Here is a 19,754-nt window from a genome sequence, read left to right as displayed (position 1 = left end):
ATTAAACCCTTATAACACTAGTAAATATCTAGTGTTATAAGGGTTTTCACACACACTTTTTGTCCTATAAGCCCTTTTTTATGTGTCTTTATGTTGATGTATGGTTCAGTAAATTATATTTTAGCATCTATATTTATTACACTGAATGCCTCTAGCTCTAAACTCCTGCATGAGTAATTCGATTGATTTATCAATGATTTCTTCATTAGTTATATATACCATCTTTTTATAATAGACCGTACCATCAAACTCTATCCAACGACTTGTCTTACCATTTAGTTTACAAATCTTCATTCTACCTGCCCAGCTTCCCATGCTACGGAATTTTTTTCCTTTAGAGAAACGCACTTCTCGAATATCTTTTAATTTATATGTTCTTCTTATTAATCCAATACCGATAGAGACTTGATCATCTTTAAAATAAAGAAGTTTATAACGTTCTTCAGGAGGTATAGACCTAATTATAGATAAGTTATAAGTCGCGAATGTGACAGCAATAGCAACTAACATAAACATTAGGATTATTATATATTTTTCCATATTTTCAAGCCCTACTTATATTTATTATAATAAATATAAGTAATGTATGAAATAATTTTTATTGTTAACATTGAAGCGATATTTGTATTGATTAAGGGAAGAGACATAAATGGCAATACATAAACGAACTGCTAAATGGAGTAAGGGTGTAAGAGAGATGGATGGATTATCTCTACAAGAGAAGGAGATTGTATGTAATAAAGTGGCTAAACAATTATTCATTATTTGTACTACTATTGGTACATTAATTTTAATTGCTATCACTTTTGGTATGCTAGAGTATCCATGGCTTTTAGAGTATATGACTAATACGGCAGATACAGTTAGACGAGCTCCAAGTAGTGCACACTTACAATCATCACATGCTAGTGGTGGTCTTACTAGCGTTTTTAGCATACTACCTCTTTTAGCTGTTATGTTGATTCCCACCATTGCCGTACTTTTTGTGATTAAAAAGCCTTTACTGAGAAGGGAAACTAAAAAATTATTAGATAATGCTTCACTAGTTGATGTAAATGATTTGCTAACACAGATTATCTGGCAGTTTACACCTAATGAATATGTATCTAATGAGACTTTCACAAAGGATATAATAGATTATATTGAAGATAATAGAGAAAACTGGGTACCTAATGAAATTGCTTTAAAAGCATCTAGGGTACATGTAGTATACGAAGCTTTTATTACGGGGTCCGAGCAACTTCGAATCAATGAAACCGTTCTTGATATGAGTACTTTAGACGAAGAATTTCGTATTGATGGTGTATTTCAAACTGACATTCAAGCGTATCTAACTGCAGATAATGGAAAATACTTTACCAATGTAGAGTTATTAAGGAAGATTCACAATCAACTTGCGTATAAAGATTTAGGAAATAATGAATTTTTAGAGGGTTTAGAATATATTGAAACTGATGGCGGAACTTCAATATATCGGCTTATGACAGGTTCATAAAATGTATTTATTATCAATCAATACTCTGGTTTAGTTGATGAATATGGTGATTATGAAAAATCAATTCAATTAAAAGTATCTGATAATTTCTTGGAAATGGCACGTGCAACGGCTAAGGCGGTTCAAAATATTACGGTGTTAGCTAATCAATTTCCTGAATTAAAAGCGGATTCTCAATATGGTAAATTTTTGGAAGCGATTAGTGCTAATGAAACTTTCATTTCTAATAAACGTGAAATTTATAACTTCCAAGTAAAAGAATATAACAGTGCTATTGCACAAATTCCAATGGTATTTGTAGCCGCTATGTTGGGCTTTAAACAAGCGCCATTCTTTGATCCTAAGAATGAAGAGGCTCTTGCAGAATTTAGTGGTGCAGATCCTGAAGCTATTAAAAACTTAGCCAAAGAAGGCACTGATAATCTGTAGATACAGAAGAAACTAAGCAAGATGATAAAAAATAATTTATCTAACTATAAGGGACTATACCTTATGCAAATATATTGCATGTGGGTATAGTCCCTTTTGATGATTATTGGGAAATAATGAAATACATTGTTTTCTAATCATTAAAATAGTGCAATGTGATTAGATTAGATTAGTAAATGTGACTATAGTAACACAAAAATTATTGAGAATAATATACAATAAAATATAGTATAGTATCCATATAAAAAATCTGAACTGCCCATTTGGACCGATGGAGTTATATGGATATTGTATTAACTATATTTACATTAGTATATACAGTATCATAGTAGAGGATATAATATGAATAATACAATACAAGAAGTATCCGTTGATCTCCATGATTGGCGCGATGAACAAGCGTCTTGGAATAATCGATCTAAATTTTTCGTAGAACTACATAATCGAGCAGATCGTAAGGCACAGGTAACTGACTTTCTCTCATTTTTAAAGGACGAACATCTATTACCTCCAAATGGTGGGACTGCCCTCGATATTGGTTGTGGTGTCGGCGATTACGCACTTGGATTAGCTAGAGAAGGCTATAAAACTACGGGCATTGATTTATCCGATGGTATGATTCATGGTGCAAAACAACTGGCAGATACAGAAGGCCTTGATGTAAGCCTATATATTGCACCATGGTCTGAAGAAACTAGGCAGACATTAGGCTGGGATAAAACGTTTGATTTGGCATATAGTATTTTTTGTCCTATTATGTTTGATGTAGAGAATATACGTTCCATGCATGATGCAAGCCATGATACATGTCTATGGATTGCGTTTAGTGAACGTATGGATGAAACGGTAGATATGTTGTCAGAACATTTCTTCGGGCGAGATTCATTTCCGTGGCCTGGTAAGGTGAAAGAATGTTTAGATGCTATTCATGAGATAGGTCATAATGTGAAAGTTACCTACAAAACAGTTCCTGAAACAGAGGTTATGAGCATCGATAAAGCGGTAGATTATTTTACATTGCGCCTCCACAATAATGAGTGGGGGATCATAGAAGATATGAAGCGAGAAATTAGACAACTCATTGAACCCCGTACTATAGATGGTAAAATTCATAATAAAACAGTGGATACGGTTGCATGGGTATCGTGGTCTGTTAACTAGGAGGCATCATGACAGTAGAAGAAAAGCGTCAATTAGAACTAAAAACGATGCGTCAAATCATTGGCATCTATTGTCATGATAAACATCATACGCAGAAGGGAAAATTGTGTGAGAATTGTGAACAGGTATGGCAGTATGCACAACATCGTATTGCTGTCTGTCCACATATGGAACATAAAACATTTTGTAGCGTATGCAAAACTCATTGTTATGCGCCAACGTACAGAGATAAAATTCGTGAAATTATGCGCTATGGTGGGCCTAGAATGTTGTTTGTATCTCCCATTCAAGTTATTCGTCATATGTATTTAGAGTGGAAGGATAGAAAAAGGAGCGAGACATTCCATGAAAACTGATATGATTGTAAAGACAGGCATATTTGTAGCATTGACGGTTTTACTATCTTATATATTTGCTATTCATACTACATTTATACATATCACCTTTGGATTTTTATCAACTGCCATATTTGGTATTCTTTATGGGCCTATGGCAGCAGGAATAATGGCTGCTATTGCCTGTTTTATAGGAATGTCTCTATTTGGACAAGGGGTGTTTTTTCCCGGATTTATCATATCTGAATTTCTAGTAGGTTATATATATGGGTATTTTTTACATGGTCGTGATATTACATTAAAAAAATTACTGTTACCAGAAATAATTGTTACTGTATGTATACATTTAATATTGAATACATTGTGGTTAACAATATTTTATAACAAAGCAGTATCTGCTATATTTGTTGGACGTCTTATTAAGAATATCATTTGCTTCCCCTTAGAAATTGCATTAATCTTAATTGTGTATAAGGCAGTCAGCAAGTTCATGGTACAAAAAAAGTTATAATTTTGCCGTATACAAAAATGCACCGCTAACATTAGCTTGTATGTTAGCGGTGCATTTTATTGATTACATAGATTTTTATGCAAGGGCTTTGTCGAATACAGATTTGATGTATGCTTTAGTTTGATCATAGCTTTCACCAGGTTGTGCTTCGTATTGTTTGTCTGTACCGAACCAAAGATTAGGGTAGTATTCATAAGGGTGAGTTTTGAATAATTCATGGGCATTTTGATCTTCAACCCAATCAATTTTAATGTTTTTATAGGCAGGATTTTCTGCTTGTAATTCTTCGATTGCACGGAATGCATTATGGCAATAAGGGCAGCCATTTAAGTGGAAACCTAAAATTTCTTTCATAGTATTCAGTCCTTTCAGAAAATATGACTAAATTTAGTAATTTATTGAGTTATTTCATACTCACATCAAGTAAGATATGATATATTTAAAAGTATATCATAAATTATAACAATATTCAATTTTTTAGATATACAATCTATTAATGTATCTATAGGTTGTTAGACATATGTAGGAGGATAACTATGATTTCAGGTGCCGCATATGTGGTGAAAGCATTGCAAGAGGAGAATGTTGAGTTTTTATTTAACTATCCTGGTGCAGCAACCATTGATATTATGGATGAATTATACAAACAAGATCAAGTAAAGGTTATTTTACCTCGTCATGAGCAAGCATTGGCACATGCTGCCGATGGTTATGCACGTAGTACTGGCAAGGTCGGCGTTTGTATGGTTACATCTGGCCCAGGTGCAACAAATCTCGTTACTGGTATCGCTACAGCTTATTCTGATAGTGTGCCAATGGTATGTATTACTGGTCAAGTTGATTTGTCCTTAATGGGCAATGATGCATTTCAAGAAGTAGATACAGTCGGTATAGTTCGTAATGTTAGCAAATATGCAGTGACAGTTCGTGATCGTAAAGATTTGGGGCGCATTTTGAAAGAAGCCTTTTACATTGCTCGTACCGGTCGCCCAGGTCCTGTTTTAGTAGATATTCCAAAGAATATTCAAAAAGCGATGGGGTCTGATGTATATCCAAGTGAGGTCAATATTCGTGGCTACAAGCCAAATACAACTGTTCATATTGGTCAGGTGAAGAAGGCTTGTTCTGTTATTGCTAAGGCTAAACGCCCTTTATTCTTATTAGGTGGTGGTATTAGCATCAGTGGTGCTAATGAATTGATGACACAGCTGGTAGATAAAATGGGTATTCCTGTAGTCACTACTTTGATGGGGAAAGGGGCTATTAGTTCACGTCATCCATTGTACTTAGGCAATGTAGGCATACACGGTGGTTATGCACCGAATGTGGCCATTACCGATTGTGATGTGATGATATCTATTGGTACTCGTTTCAATGACCGTATTACCGGCAAATTGAGTACATTTGCACAAAACTGCAAAATTGTACATATTGACGTAGATGCTGCATCTATTTCTAAAAATATTAAGGTAGATATTCCAATTGTAGCGGATGCAAAACTAGCGATTGAAGCCCTATTAGAATATATTGAACCTCACAACTTAGGCGATTGGCCAGCTCAATTGCAACAAATAAAAGAAGAGCGCCCTGTTACGCAAGCTGGTGAAGAAGGTCTTACGCCACAAAATATTATTGAGTATATTAATAATCATTATGATCGTCCTGTTGTGGCTACTGATGTAGGGCAAAATCAATTGTGGACTACGCAATTCCTCGAAATCGAAGGCAATCATCAATTGTTGACATCTGGCGGTTTAGGTACGATGGGTTATGGATTCCCTGCGGCTATTGGTGCTCAATTTGGCAATCCTACAAAACGCGTATTCGCCATTTGTGGGGATGGGGGCGTGCAAATGAATATTCAAGAATTTGCAACAGCTATGCATTATCATTTGCCTGTGACTTTGGTTGTCATCAACAATGGCTATCTTGGCAATGTACGTCAGTGGCAACAATTATTCTACGATAAACGTTATGCATGTACTAATTTGTTGATGGATGAAAGCGCTATTGTCACTCGTGATATGATTGATAATGATGAATTTGAATATGTACCAGATTTCGTAAAATTGGCAGAAGCATATGGTGCACAAGGTGTTCGTGTTACAAAGATTGAAGAGTTGGAAGATGCCTTTAAACGGGCGGATGCTTTTAAAAAAGGACCAACCTTAATCGAATGTATCATTCCGACAGAGGTAAATGTATTGCCTATGGTACCGGCTGGTAAATCATTGAGTGATATGTTATTAAAGGATAAAAAATAGGAGGGGCTATGGAATTACATTTAGAAAAACGCTGCATTTCAGCATATGTAGAAAACCAAATCGGCGTATTGGCAAAAATTTCTGGCCTCTTCGCTGGTAAAAATTATAACCTAGATACGTTGACAGTAGGCGAAACAGAAGATCCTACTATGTCACGTATGACCATTGAACTCACCTGCGACGATTTGACATACGAACAAATCATCAAACAACTTAATCGCAGTGTTGAGGTCATTAAGGTTATTGATTTTACAGACATGGCGATTACCAAAAAAGAATTATTATTTATCAAGGTTAATAGTTGCAAAGAAGCAGATAAACAAGAAATATTCCGCATTGCAGAAACCTTTGATCTAAAAATTATCGACTACAATCGAAAATCTGTACTAGTACAATGCGTAAAAACAGTATCTAAAAATAATGATATGATTTCTTTGTTTAAAGACCTGTTTGTTAATCGTATCGAAGTTGTCCGCGGTGGTAGTGTCGCAATCGAGGCATTGGCGACTCCGGACCGCTAGAGATAACAAGGTCTTTTTTATCAGGAGGAAATATGAGTTTACTTGATGATATTTTGCAGCATAATAAGGAGTATGTAGAGGATCAGAATACTGGTTATGCAGAAACAGACACTACATGCAGTAAGATGCCGAGCCGTCAGATGGCGATTGTAACGTGTATGGATACACGTCTTGTGAATTTTTTAGAGGATTCCATGGATATTGGTCGTGGTGAGGCTAAGATCGTTAAGACTGCAGGTAATTGTATTACAGGTCCTTTTGATGGTGTTGTTCGCAGCTTGTTGGTTTGTATTTATGAGTTAGGTGTTAACGAAATTTTTATCATTGGTCATCATGAATGCGGTATGGCAAAAACTACGGCTAAAGATTTAATAGAAAAAATGTTAGCTCGTGGTATTGCACCTGAGGCTATTCACATGGTGAAGAAGGAGATGGAACATTGGGCAGATGGATTTACGCATCCTGCTGAAAATGTAGAGGAAACAGTGGATGAATTGCGTATGAATCCATTGATTCCAAAAGACGTTCCCATTCATGGGCTTATCTTTCATCCAAGAACAGGTGAAATCGAGGTCATCGTCAACGGTTATACACAAATGAAACAATATTACACAAAATAATAAAGACTGTAATAGAAGGCGGTTTTATCGCATTCTATTACAGTCTTTTGTGCTTTTATACATTTTAAATTAGGTAGTTATCTTAAATGGGAGAAGGAGTATATATATGTGACTTTCATAGTTTCATATAATTTATAGCTTATAGTTCTATGATTAAAATTAATTCATAACATAACAAATAAAAATACAGAAATAATGTATAAAACTTGAATAATATAGGTAATAGTATTATAATACGTACATAGATTATAAAAATACACATAGCATGTATAAAATATGCATATAGTGTATATAGGAGATGGCATAATGGATACATTACAAGATTTAATTAAAGACTATGCGTCAAAATATAAAGAACAAGTTATAGCATGGCGTCGACATATACATAGTCATCCAGAATTATCGGGTCAAGAAAAAGAAACTTCGTTATTCATTCAAAAGGTTCTTGGTGAATTAGGAATCCCTTTTGTAAATGATATCTCTGATTATGCAGTTATTGGTGAAATACAAGGCTCTCATCCAGGCCCTGTTATAGCTTTACGGGCAGATATAGATGCGTTGCCTATTCATGAAATAACAGGATTGACATTTGCATCTCAACATGAAGGTGTTATGCATGCATGTGGCCATGATGGTCATATATCTATTTTGCTTGGTGCAGCTGCTATTTTGCAATCTATAAAAAATCAATTACATGGCACGGTTAAACTTGTATTTCAACCTTCTGAAGAGGAGGCTTTAAATCCAGGTGCACAAGGTATCGTAGATAGTGGTATTCTTGACGATGTTGATGAAATCTTTGGCCTTCATGTATGGCCACAATTGCCAGTAGGAACAGTAGGTCTAAAAAAAGGGCATCTAATGGCTGCATCAGACCATTTTCTTGTTCATATTAAAGGAAAATCCACTCATGGTGCAGAGCCTCATAATGGCATTGATGCCATTGTAGCTGCTGCTAACTGGATTGTAAATGTCGAATCCATAGTAGCTCGTGAAACAAATCCAATGGAAAATCTTGTATGCACCATAGGCGTTATTAATGGTGGTGATCGTTATAACGTGGGCTGTGGTGATGTATACCTCGAAGGTACATGTCGTACGTATGAACCAGAAAAACGTGATTATATTGAACGGCGGTTAGGTGAAAGCTTACAAGCTCTTGATATGATGTTTAAGACAAAAAGTACCTTAGATTATAAACGTGGACATGGTGCTACCACCAACGATCCTGATGCTATTGATTATGCTACATCGATTGTAGAAAAATATCTTGGTAAAGAGGCAGTCGTCCATCCAGAACATCCATCGATGGCAGCAGAGGATTTCTCCGCATATTTACAAAAAATCAAAGGTGCGTTCCTTTGGTTAGGAACTGGATTTGATGGTAATCCTGCACTTCATAATGCAGGTTTTACTATTGATGAAACGATTCTTGAGTCAGGTATTACTATGATGGCTGCCATTGCTGCTGAATATTTGCAACCAAAACAATAATTTTTATATACTTATACATCGTATAGAGTTGAAGGGGTTATCATGAAAAGTTTACATAATAAGTCATTTAAAACCATGTTGGATTATACACCAGAAGAAATACAATATTATTTAGATTTGGCAGCTAAATTAAAAGCAGATAAGAAGGCTGGTAAAGAAATTAAAACGATGGAAGGTAAAAACTTTGCCCTCATCTTTGAAAAGGATTCCACAAGAACACGGTGTGCATTTGAGGTGGGTGCCGCTGATCAAGGGGCACATACTACGTACCTTGGTCCAACTGGATCTCAAATGAATAAAAAAGAATCTTTAAAGGATACAGCGCGCGTGCTTGGTTCTATGTTTGATGGTATTGAATTTCGTGGCTTTGATCAAGAAGATGTGGATACCTTGGAACAATATTCCGGTGTACCCGTGTGGAATGGCTTAACGGATATGGATCATCCTACTCAAACATTGGCTAACTTTCTTACATTACAAGAAAATATCGACAAACCATTAAATGAAATTTCTTATGCCTATGTGGGCCATGGACAATCTAATATGTGTAATGCATTGATGAGTGGTGCTGTAAAAATGGGTATGGATTTTCGCCTCATTGGTCCTAAACAATTTTGGCCGGCAGGTCCATTCTATGAAGAATGCTTGAAAGTAGCAAAGGAAACTGGTGCGACTATTACATGTACAGATAATGTAGCAGATGGTGTGAAAGGGCTTGATGTTATTTATACAGGTGTATGGGTAACAATGGGTGATACCTACGATATGTGGGAAGAACGGATTAATCTTTTTAAACCATTCCAAATCAATGCGGAAATGATGGCACTTACCGGTAATCCAAATACAAAATTCTGTCATTGCTTGCCTGCTTTCCATAATACGGAAACACAAGTTGGTAAAGATATTTTTGAACGATTTGGCATGAATGGTATCGAAGTAACAGAAGAGGTATTTGAAGGCCCTAATTCATTAGCCTTCCAAGAAGCGGAAAACCGTTTGCATACTATTAAAGCTGTTATGGTTGCTACATTTAGTGATTATCCAATGAAATAATATGAATCAAACAGATGACAGGAGAGGTCATTTCGTACGTATAGTAAAGAAGGTTATAGAATGAATCCATATAAGGTATTTATAGTAGGCCATGAGGGAACGACGGGCCTTAGAATTCATGAACGGCTTTCAGGCCGGAATGATATTACATTATTATCTATTTCTGATGAAGATCGTAAAAATATAGATGTCATTGCAAGTATCGCAAAGGATGCAGATATTGTGTTTTTATGTTTACCTGACGCAGCCTCAAAAGAAGTAGTGGCTGCTATCGGTGACTATCCTTGCAAAATTATTGATACATCTACAGCGTTTAGAACCGCTTCTGATTGGGCATATGGTTTTCCTGAATTAGGTGAAAGCTATAAAAACGATATTAAGACGAAACAACATATTGCAAACCCGGGGTGTCATGCTAGTGGTATGATTGCTTGTATTGCTCCGCTTGTAAAAGCTGGCATTGCTCCAGCAGATTACCCTTTCACCATTACCTCCCTTACGGGCTATAGCGGAGGCGGTAAGAAAATGATTAATCAATATGAATCAGAACCTAAAGATTATTTTCTTTATGCACCACGTCAATATGGACTTAGTCAACAACATAAACATTTACCAGAGGTAACTCATGTATGTGGCCTTACAGCAGAACCAATTTTTATGCCTATTGTAGACGATTACTATAGTGGTATGGAGGTTAGTGTTGGACTACATACACGCTTACTAGCCAAACCTGTAACTGTTGAGGATGTACATGCTACATTAGCAGACTTTTATAAACATAGTAATATTGTAAAAGTGGCGCCACTTAATTTGGAAGAAGATAATAAGCAATTGTTAAATGCTAATAAATTAAGTAATACAGATGGTATGGTCATCTCTGTGACAGGCAATAATGACAGAATGGTCATTCATGCTATTTTTGATAATTTAGGAAAAGGTGCGTCCGGTGCAGCTGTACAATGTATGAATATTGCGCTTGGATTGCCAGAAGAAACGGGGCTTTCACTATGAACAGCGTAACGAATGCGATGCGGGCGCATATTTTGACAGCGGCTGTACCATATATTAAACAATATACAGATAAATATGTAGTCGTAAAATACGGCGGCAATGCCATGACGGATCCAGAACTTAAAAAATCAGTTATGAAAGATTTGCTCTTATTACAATTAGTAGGGGTGAAAGTAGTTCTTGTTCACGGTGGTGGCCCAGATATTAATAGTACCTTAGCGGCTATGAATATTGAGTCTAAATTCAGCAATGGGTTGCGTGTTACTGATAAAGAAACTATGAATGTAGTACAAATGGTTCTTGCTGGCAAGGTGAATAAAGGTTTAGTAGCGGATCTTATTGGTTTTGGTGGGCGTGCTGTTGGTCTTTGTGGTGTAGACGGTGAAATGATTCAAGTGCATAAGAAAAATGATGAACTTGGTTATGTAGGGGAAGTAGATCGAATTGATCCAACAGTGATTGATGATGTTATCAGCAAAGGCTATATCCCAGTTATTTCATCTATCGGTTGTGATACAGAAGGCAATGTATATAATGTGAATGCCGATACTGCTGCAGCTAAAATTGCGGGGGCTCTTAATGCAGAAACGATGGTAGCCATGACAAATATTGATGGTGTATTACGTGATGTTAATAATCCTGATTCACTTATTTCAAAAATTACTCTTGCTGAAGCTGAAAAACTAAAAGCAGACGGTATTATTGCTGGTGGCATGATACCAAAGGTAGACTGTTGCTTAGAGGCAATCCATGCAGGGGCTCAAAAGGTTTTCATCATCAATGGTGAAATTCCACACGCCATTCTCATCGAACTATTAACCGATGAAGGCCTTGGCACAATGTTTGTAAAGTAATATAGTAGATATAACGATGGTGACATCATTTGCCATCGTTACATTGCGTATAGATAGACGGCATCTAGGCCGTACGTTTGGAGGATATGATGAGTAAGACACAAGATTTTGAACAACAAGATAAAGAGTATATAGCCAATACGTATGGCCGGTTTAATGTTTGCTTTGAAAAAGGTAAAGGTTCCTTGTTATGGGATGTAGAAGGAAAAGAATACATCGACCTTGGTTCTGGCATTGGCGTTACAGCCTTTGGCGTAGATGATGATGAGTGGTCTAATGCTGTTATTGAACAAACTCATGCATTGAACCATATTTCAAATTTATACTATTCAGTTCCACAAATTAAATTAGCCGAATTATTATGTAAACGGACGGGCATGAAAAAGGTCTTTTTCTGTAACTCTGGAGCTGAATCTAACGAATGCTCTATCAAAGCTGCGCGGAAGTATAGTCATGATAAATATGGCGATGGTCGTAATGTTATTGTTACACTTGTAAACAGTTTCCATGGTCGTACGGTGACAACTTTATCGGCTACAGGTCAAGATGTGTTCCATCAACACTTTTTCCCATTCACAGATGGGTTTATTCATACGCCTGCTAATGATATTGATGCGGCTTTAAAAGCGTTAGCCAATCCAGCTGTATGTGCTATTATGATGGAACCAATTCAAGGGGAAGGTGGTGTTATGCCTTTAGATAAAGAATTCGTACAAGCTGTCACAGCATATGCACACGAACACGATCAACTCGTACTTATCGATGAAGTACAAACGGGTAATGGCCGGACTGGTACACTATATGCGTACGAACAATTTGGTATTGAGCCAGATATCGTATCGACTGCTAAAGGTTTAGCTGGTGGATTGCCTATGGGTGCTACCATGTTTAATGAAAAAACACAATACGTATTAACTGCTGGTGCTCATGCCACTACCTTTGGTGGGAACCCAATCTGTGCTGCTGCAGGATGTACAATTATTGAACGGTTAACACCAGAATTCTTAGCTACTGTAAAAGCTAAAGGGGATTATGTAAAACATACGTTAGAAGGTAAACCAGGCGTAGTAGGCGTTAGTGGTATGGGCCTTATGATTGGCATTGAAACAACTGTGGATCCAAAAGATGTTATTGCTAAGTGTCTCGAAAAAGGTGTCGTATGTTTATCCGCTAAGAATAAAGTTCGGTTATTGCCAGCCCTTAATATTCCACAAGAACAATTAGAAAAAGCAATTACCATTTTGGCAGATGTAATTGGGGAATTAGCTAGTAAATAAATTCTGGATTATATTCCATACCTATCTCTATTGGTTTTAATCGAGAGTCGATAAATATATAGATAAAATCCGATGAATATATGGACTTTATATTCTATTCGTGATAACCTAGAATAAATAGTCTATATTGGAGGAGTAACTATGAATACAGAATCCTTACGTAATGATGTATTGGTTCCTGCTGTTGCTAAAACATTAGACATTGCAGCAAAAGCAAAACCAACAAAAGATGAGCTCTGCACAACTGCAAAAATTACAGCAGCTGTAGCGGTAGCAACTGCTGTTGTATCCTTGGCGGTACAAGCAGTATTGCGCAATCGATAAGAGAAGCATAAAGAAAACGACATGGCATTGCCTGTCGTTTTCTTTTACATTTACCATGTTATTCCCATAAATATGGGGATTTCCAGTATATTTTGTTAATCTGTGCTGAAAGCTAAGGAGGCGATACAATGCATAGTCGCGATTTAATTGAACAATATAAAACGTATGTACAAGATTGGCGTAGGTATTTTCATAAACATCCAGAACTCAGTAATGAAGAGTTTGAAACAACAAAAACTCTAGCCAAAGAATTAGAATCCATGGGCGTAGAGGTTCATGTAGATACGGAACGTGGAACAGGACTTATCGGCATTATTCATGGTGCTAAGCCTGGTAAAGCGATTGCCCTTCGTGCAGATATTGATGCCTTGCCTGTACAGGAACATAATACATTCGATTTCAAATCCGATGTAGATGGCAAGATGCATGCCTGTGGTCATGACGGCCATATGGCGATATTACTCGGTGCGGCTAAGATGCTTACCTCTATGAAAGACCGTATTGAAGGTGATGTATACCTTGCTTTCCAGCCAGCAGAAGAAACAGGGGCGGGTGCTCCTGTTTTTATGAAGTTTGGAGATTGGTTTGAGAAAATTGATGCTATCTTTGGTGGTCATGTATGGATTGATTTGCCAGCTGGACTTATTTCTGTTGAAGAAGGTCCACGTATGGCCGCCAGTAGTCAAATTACAATCCGTGTGAAAGGTAAACAAGGTCATGGTGCACAGCCGCATCAAGCAATCGATGCTGTTGTTGTTGCCAGCGCTATTGTTATGAATTTACAAACTGTGGTATCCCGTAATGTAAGTGCATTAGATTCCCTTGTACTCACTATTGGTAATATTCACTCTGGTTCCGAGTGGAATGTAATTCCTGGGGAGGCCCAAATGGGAGGTACTATTCGCTTCTTTGATCCAGAGCAAGAAGAGTATTATGTAGAGTCTATACGTCGTGTGGTAGAACATACTGCACTAGCTTATGGTGCTACTGCTGAATTAACATATGAAAAGAAAGTACCACCAACTATTAATGATACAAAATCTAGTGAACTGGCTGAGAGGGTTGTTATTGACACACTTGGTAAGGAAAAATTGTCTAAGATGCGCAAGGTGATGCCAGGCGAAGACTTTGCTTGGTATCTACAAGATAAACCAGGTTGCTTTGCTTTTATCGGTATCCAAAACCCAGAGGTAGGCGCTACCTTTGATCACCATAATAATCGATTTACTATGGATGATAGCGTACTATCTGCTGCATCGGCGGTGTATGCGGAATATGCTATTGCGTGGTTGAAAGAGCATAAGTAATAGTATTACTATATAAAAACTATAGAGCACCATCATCGTATCTGATGATGGTGCTCTTGTCATGTATTTTTATTTGTATTTTATGTATACTATAAATATATTATATAAGAACTGTTATATGAGAGGTATCTATGAATATACTTATATGTCTCATCATTATTACTGTTACCGGTATATTCCTGATGAAGCGGTATCAACCACAGCCGATTTTGATCGGTATGGGCATTCTTATGATGTATATTACTTATGGAGGTAACTGGATTAGTGGCATGTTGGGCCTTAGCAAGGTAACAGGCAGTAATGTAGCTCCTTTGTTTACTCTAGTACCGCTAGTACCAAAAATTGTGGATAATCTTGGATTAGATTCTATTACAACCATGCTAGCTATGCAGAATGGGGCTAGTTTAGGTTTATTCTTGAGTCCCATAAGTCCTGTTATGGTTGGCGTAGCAGGGTAGCACATATTAAGGCTGTAGATTTACTGAAACGAACGGCTGTGCCTGTACTTGTAGCACTTATTAAGAGCTGTTTGGGGATATGGGTACTTTATTAATACTTGTAAATAATAAAACAACGAATACTGTATTTTAAGAATCAAGACCCCCGTTATCATTATAGTTAATGGGGGTAAAATACTTATTTATTTATCATGTTATAGCCTTTCTGATTTTATATGCAAAATTTAATTATATAAGATATAGAACTTCCTTAAAAGATTTGTGATATAATATACGTAAATATTAACTCTCTGAAACTAAATCTCCGCCGTTGTGATAATGGTGCGGTTTATAGGTACTATTTTAACTGACTAAAGTACTACTTGCAATTGATCTATAAACTCCGCCGTTAATTGCATTTTTAGGCTAGATCACATCTGTTGTTTCAGATATAGGGTTAAATTAAATAATCCCCTAATGGGGACGGAAATTATCATCAATAGTTACAGAATATAAATTGCATAATGTAATTAAAGTTAAATTAAATAATCCCCTAATGGGGACGGAAATTTGTTGGCTAGTTTTAGATCCGTTCGATTTTGTACTATCATGTTAAATTAAATAATCCCCTAATGGGGACGGAAATCGTTTTCTTCGTGATATTCCTTTATTTGTTCCAAAATATCCATAGTGTTAAATTAAATAATCCCCTAATGGGGACGGAAATAGTTGTACGGATCAACCAAGCTGCTGCCCTGTAACGTAACGTTAAATTAAATAATCCCCTAATGGGGACGGAAATCCCCAACTTGATAGCGAGCAAAGTTTCGATAGAGTGCACTAAATGGTTAAATTAAATAATCCCCTAATGGGGACGGAAATTCAATAATCTTATGTAACTCTTCATTATCTACTTGAATAATTGTTAAATTAAATAATCCCCTAATGGGGACGGAAACAAAAAATACTATGTCATTTGTTAGAATACAATCCTTAAATAGAGTTAAATTAAATAATCCCCTAATGGGGACGGAAACATATTGCATACATAATCATCGTATGAAACATCACGCAGCAGTTAAATTAAATAATCTCCTAATGGGGACGGAAACGCACCGCCGATAGTGGAACCTTCGACATAGGTTAGGCGGTCATGTTAAATTAAATAATCCCCTAATGGGGACGGAAACAGTCATCATAATTATTGTTAGCCGTTGCCACATCGTGAGCGTGGTTAAATTAAATAATCCCCTGATGGGGACGAAAACGTCAAGTACGACAGAACGAACATCACGTTTAGTAGAAACCCATATTAAATTAAATAATCCCCTAATGGGGACGAAAATCTCTATCTCTAACTCTTTCTCTAACTCTATTTCTATCGCTAACTAAATTCCCTTATAAGGGAGTGAGTCTTATCTCAAAAACTCATATGAGTACAAAAATATATCCAGTATATTCTTTTTTGTGAATATACTGGATTTTTTGTATAAATAAGACTACTTCTCTATTGGTTTTAAACAGAGATGAATATATAATGAAAGTAATAAGTCGTTTATTTCGTAATAAAAGTTTGGAGGCGATGTGATGGGTAAATGGGATGCACTGGTAAAGGGTGCATTGCTACATGATATCGGCAAAGTTGTGTATCGTGCTAATCAAGGATCTGATGCACATTCTAAGCGCGGTGCTGCTTTCATCGAATCCTATTTTTCAGATATGGGCTCGAAGCAAAGTATTACTCATTGTTTGAAGTATCATCATGGGAAAGAGCTTAGTAGGGCTCAATTAAAAAATGATGATTATGCATACATTGTGTATGAAGCGGATAATATTGCTGCTGCCGTGGATCGTCGGGATCTTGATGAGGGTGAAAATACTTCTACACAAAAATTTGATAAAGCGTTACCGCTCCAATCAATTTTTCGTGTGTTTGGTGGTAACACTAGTAATAAACCTTTACAGTATTACCTACGTGGCATTTATGTATCTGATCACTTTAATTATCCTGAAAGCGATAAAACGATAAGTGCATCAAGTGATAAGTATAAGGCACTATATGATGAATTAGTACGTAACTTTCAGCAACAACCAATTGACAAGATGTCCGTCAATGAGTTGTTGAGAATTTATGAAGATACTGTGTCTTATATGCCATCTAGCACAGCAACAGATCAGGCTAATGATATTTCTTTGTATATGCACTCAAAGATAACAGCTGCGGTGGCACATAGTATAGTGCATTATTTTGAGGAGCAGGGAATTGCTGATTATAAAGAATACTGTTATCAGAATTCTAAAAAGTTCCGTAACATGTCAGCTTTTAGACTCATATCTGGAGATATTTCTGGTATCCAAAATTTTATCTACACGATTCCGTCTAAAGGTGCATTGAAATCATTACGTGGTCGTTCATTCTATTTAGAAATCTTGATGGAACAAATTGTAGATGAGTTGTTAGATGCATTGCAGTTAACACGAGCAAACCTTATTTACAATGGTGGCGGTCATTTTTATATATTGGCTTCTAATACAACAAAAACTAGTACTGCTATTGAAACTATGGAGAAATCCATTAACGAATGGTTCTTAACCGTATTTGGTACTAAATTGTATTTAGCGATTGGTTCTGCTACAGCAACAGCCGATGAGTTAATTCAATCGCAACGTACATTATTCCGTAAGGTGAGCCAATCTATTGGTGAGGCTAAGTCTAAACGATATTCTGAACAGCACTTAGCAGATCTATTTAATCCCAATAGTACGTATAATATAGTTCTTCATGGTGAACGTGAATGTTCTATTTGCCACACATCAACAGCAACACTGTCTCCTTATGGTAAGGATACAGATGCGGAAGCCTGTCCAATTTGTAATGGGTTGTATCGTTTAGGGGAACAGATTGTTGATAGTCGAGAGTCTGTCTTTGTATTAGCTCATCTAAATAATAGTGATACTTGTGAAAGTATTCCAAAGGTTGAGGTATATGTTAACAACTGGAATGATGATAGGGATACTTTGAGACTCTATCTCTATGTAGTTCCTGAAACATCCTTACAAAAGTTTGAATCTAGTCATAAAATTCTTAGAATTTACTCTAAGAATACAGCTAAAACTGGACATAATGTATTCAATCGTATCTGGTTAGCAGATTATGTAGCACGTAAGGATAATGGTCAAGTTTATGAGTTTGAAGAGCTAGCTACATCAAGTGGTTTAGGTGAGGACAAGGGGATTAAACGTCTTGGTGTATTACGAGCAGACGTAGATAACCTTGGAGCTGCTTTTATTGGGGGCTTTATTTCCGAGGGCTCTGATAAATTTAAATATGGTACATTATCACGCTATGCTGACCTGTCTCGTGATTTAGCAATGTTCTTTAAGGTTGCTATTAATAAAATGGCTCAAGGTGATGTACAAGGTTTTGGCACATCTGTTATGCCATTTACTATTTGGGCCAATAAACAAGTTACAACTAGAAAAATACACGTTATTTATTCTGGTGGGGATGATGTATGCCTTGTTGGTGCATGGGATGAATTATTAGAATTAGCCGTTGACATTCGTAAGAAATTAGCAGTAGTTACTGATAATAAAATTACTATGTCTGCTGGCTTAGCTTTATTCTCTCCATCCTACCCAATTAGTCAAATGGCAACGATTACAGGCTTACTTGAAAGTATAGCTAAAGATAATGACGGCAAAGATAGTATCGCGTTATTTGGATTTGAAACAAACTCAAACGGTGAAGAGCGTATATGCCGACATGTATATAAATGGGATGAGCTCATTGATAATGTCATTGAAGATAAGCTCTATACACTGAATCAATTATTTGTTATTCCAGGCATTAATGAGGGGCAAGACTCAAAAATGAAATTAGGTAAAGGCCTAATTTATAAGTTGATGGAATTGTTACAAGGTATGTTAAATGATAGAGCTTTAGGTAAACATATTAATGTGGCTCGTATACTCTATTTATTAGCTAGATTAGAACCTAAGAAAAATAATCCTACCTATGAATCATATAAAAACTTTGTTACAGCTATTCATAGATGGATTCAATCAGAAGAAGATTGCAAAGCTTTGTTAACAGCTTGCAACCTCATTGTTTACTATATGCGTGATACAAAGTGAGGAATAGTATATGACACAAGGTAAATTTAATTGGGATATAGACATTGTCACTAAGGCAGAAGAAACTATCGGTCGTTTAAGATATAATCCAAAATGCAGAAAAACAGATGAAGTATTTGATGTAAAGTATGCACAAGTACGTAAAATTTTATCTAGCGTAGTGGCCATTAAAAATAAATTGGGTGTAGAGCAACGTAAAAGCAAATCCTTTAATAAGCTACCTGAAAATATAGCGATGGAGGTTCGTTTTTTAAAAACTACATTCTTATATCAAGCTGGTCGAGATAAAGATAATAAATATCCAGTAAAAAACTTTATTGAAGATAGTCAATTGGTAGAGATGGTTGAATGCATTGGTACTGATGTTAATAAATTTGAAATGTTCTGTAAATATGTAGAAGCATTAGTAGCTTTTTATAAATATAGAGCGGTTAGTGTTATAGCCGCATCTAATGAAGCGTGGAACAAAAATAAACAGTATAGTAATCAAAATTACAATCAAGCAAATGGAAACCGTCGATAGG

At 36.3% G+C, this 19,754-nt stretch carries 20 protein-coding genes and 1 CRISPR repeat array; of the genes, 18 read left to right on the top strand and 2 right to left on the bottom strand.

The window, feature by feature from the left end; translation table 11 throughout:
- Positions 1-120 precede the first annotated feature (120 nt).
- Positions 121-540: a hypothetical protein gene (locus Q0E20_RS05445; RefSeq protein ID WP_366509650.1), complete on the bottom strand. Its 420-nt coding sequence runs from the start codon at positions 538-540 to the stop codon at positions 121-123.
- Positions 541-649: 109 nt separating this feature from the next.
- Between Q0E20_RS05445 and Q0E20_RS05440 the strand changes: the two genes are divergently transcribed.
- The 5 genes from Q0E20_RS05440 to Q0E20_RS05420 all read left to right on the top strand — a co-directional run bounded on the left by Q0E20_RS05440 (position 650) and on the right by Q0E20_RS05420 (position 3,931).
- Positions 650-1,495 (top strand): hypothetical protein, encoded by an 846-nt coding sequence (locus Q0E20_RS05440; RefSeq protein ID WP_295997403.1) that lies wholly within the window; start codon positions 650-652, stop codon positions 1,493-1,495.
- A gap of 96 nt (positions 1,496-1,591) precedes the next feature.
- Complete coding sequence (locus tag Q0E20_RS05435) at positions 1,592-1,924, top strand: LemA family protein (protein ID WP_295997400.1); 333 nt, start codon at positions 1,592-1,594, stop codon at positions 1,922-1,924.
- Positions 1,925-2,266: 342 nt separating this feature from the next.
- Positions 2,267-3,085: a class I SAM-dependent methyltransferase gene (locus Q0E20_RS05430; protein WP_295997397.1), complete on the top strand. Its 819-nt coding sequence runs from the start codon at positions 2,267-2,269 to the stop codon at positions 3,083-3,085.
- Between the two features lie 8 nt (positions 3,086-3,093).
- Positions 3,094-3,441, top strand: a complete 348-nt coding sequence (locus tag Q0E20_RS05425; RefSeq protein WP_295276146.1) for a nitrous oxide-stimulated promoter family protein — start codon at positions 3,094-3,096, stop codon at positions 3,439-3,441.
- The gene (locus tag Q0E20_RS05420; RefSeq protein ID WP_105084401.1) at positions 3,431-3,931 is read left to right on the top strand and encodes a folate family ECF transporter S component; all 501 of its coding nucleotides are present in this window, start codon (positions 3,431-3,433) and stop codon (positions 3,929-3,931) included. The genes Q0E20_RS05425 and Q0E20_RS05420 overlap by 11 nt, the downstream gene beginning before the upstream one ends.
- Positions 3,932-4,006: 75 nt before the next feature.
- Here the strand turns inward: Q0E20_RS05420 and Q0E20_RS05415 are convergent, their stop codons facing one another.
- Complete coding sequence (locus Q0E20_RS05415; protein ID WP_205096883.1) at positions 4,007-4,285, bottom strand: glutaredoxin; 279 nt, start codon at positions 4,283-4,285, stop codon at positions 4,007-4,009.
- A gap of 182 nt (positions 4,286-4,467) precedes the next feature.
- Between Q0E20_RS05415 and ilvB the strand changes: the two genes are divergently transcribed.
- The 13 genes from ilvB (at position 4,468) to csm2 (ending at position 19,753) form a co-directional block, all read left to right on the top strand.
- Positions 4,468-6,195 (top strand): biosynthetic-type acetolactate synthase large subunit, encoded by a 1,728-nt coding sequence (gene ilvB / locus Q0E20_RS05410; RefSeq protein ID WP_295997393.1) that lies wholly within the window; start codon positions 4,468-4,470, stop codon positions 6,193-6,195.
- Between the two features lie 8 nt (positions 6,196-6,203).
- Positions 6,204-6,716: an acetolactate synthase small subunit gene (gene ilvN, locus Q0E20_RS05405; protein ID WP_205096881.1), complete on the top strand. Its 513-nt coding sequence runs from the start codon at positions 6,204-6,206 to the stop codon at positions 6,714-6,716.
- A gap of 32 nt (positions 6,717-6,748) precedes the next feature.
- Complete coding sequence (locus tag Q0E20_RS05400; protein ID WP_295997389.1) at positions 6,749-7,336, top strand: carbonic anhydrase; 588 nt, start codon at positions 6,749-6,751, stop codon at positions 7,334-7,336.
- Between the two features lie 306 nt (positions 7,337-7,642).
- On the top strand, positions 7,643-8,830 hold the full coding sequence (locus Q0E20_RS05395) for a M20 family metallopeptidase (protein WP_295997386.1): 1,188 nt from the start codon (positions 7,643-7,645) through the stop codon (positions 8,828-8,830).
- Between the two features lie 42 nt (positions 8,831-8,872).
- Complete coding sequence (argF, locus tag Q0E20_RS05390) at positions 8,873-9,883, top strand: ornithine carbamoyltransferase (RefSeq protein ID WP_366509651.1); 1,011 nt, start codon at positions 8,873-8,875, stop codon at positions 9,881-9,883.
- Positions 9,884-9,943: 60 nt separating this feature from the next.
- Positions 9,944-10,894, top strand: a complete 951-nt coding sequence (gene argC / locus Q0E20_RS05385) for an N-acetyl-gamma-glutamyl-phosphate reductase (protein ID WP_295997384.1) — start codon at positions 9,944-9,946, stop codon at positions 10,892-10,894.
- Positions 10,891-11,748, top strand: a complete 858-nt coding sequence (gene argB / locus Q0E20_RS05380) for an acetylglutamate kinase (protein WP_295997382.1) — start codon at positions 10,891-10,893, stop codon at positions 11,746-11,748. Before argC ends, argB begins: the two co-directional genes overlap by 4 nt.
- An 89-nt stretch (positions 11,749-11,837) precedes the next feature.
- A complete protein-coding gene (locus Q0E20_RS05375; RefSeq protein ID WP_295997380.1) occupies positions 11,838-13,025 on the top strand; it encodes an aspartate aminotransferase family protein in 1,188 nt (395 codons plus the stop codon).
- 141 nt (positions 13,026-13,166) lie between these two features.
- Positions 13,167-13,349, top strand: coding sequence for a hypothetical protein (locus Q0E20_RS05370; protein ID WP_005378597.1), 183 nt, complete (start codon positions 13,167-13,169; stop codon positions 13,347-13,349).
- Positions 13,350-13,477: 128 nt separating this feature from the next.
- A complete protein-coding gene (locus tag Q0E20_RS05365) occupies positions 13,478-14,656 on the top strand; it encodes a M20 family metallopeptidase (protein WP_295997375.1) in 1,179 nt (392 codons plus the stop codon).
- A 131-nt stretch (positions 14,657-14,787) separates the two neighbouring features.
- Positions 14,788-15,114, top strand: coding sequence for a hypothetical protein (locus Q0E20_RS05360; protein WP_295997373.1), 327 nt, complete (start codon positions 14,788-14,790; stop codon positions 15,112-15,114).
- A 435-nt stretch (positions 15,115-15,549) separates the two neighbouring features.
- A CRISPR array of direct repeats spans positions 15,550-16,438; the repeat unit is 34 nt; unit sequence GTTAAATTAAATAATCCCCTAATGGGGACGGAAA.
- A gap of 242 nt (positions 16,439-16,680) precedes the next feature.
- Entirely contained in the window at positions 16,681-19,230 is a 2,550-nt protein-coding gene (gene cas10 / locus Q0E20_RS05355) for a type III-A CRISPR-associated protein Cas10/Csm1 (RefSeq protein WP_295997409.1), read from the top strand.
- A 10-nt stretch (positions 19,231-19,240) separates the two neighbouring features.
- The gene (gene csm2, locus Q0E20_RS05350) at positions 19,241-19,753 is read left to right on the top strand and encodes a type III-A CRISPR-associated protein Csm2 (RefSeq protein ID WP_295997371.1); all 513 of its coding nucleotides are present in this window, start codon (positions 19,241-19,243) and stop codon (positions 19,751-19,753) included.
- Position 19,754 lies beyond the last annotated feature (1 nt).

Origin of the sequence: uncultured Veillonella sp., assembly GCF_934230905.1 — a bacterium.
Classification (GTDB): Bacteria; Bacillota; Negativicutes; order Veillonellales; family Veillonellaceae; genus Veillonella.
This window is presented reverse-complemented; position numbering and strand designations above follow the sequence as displayed.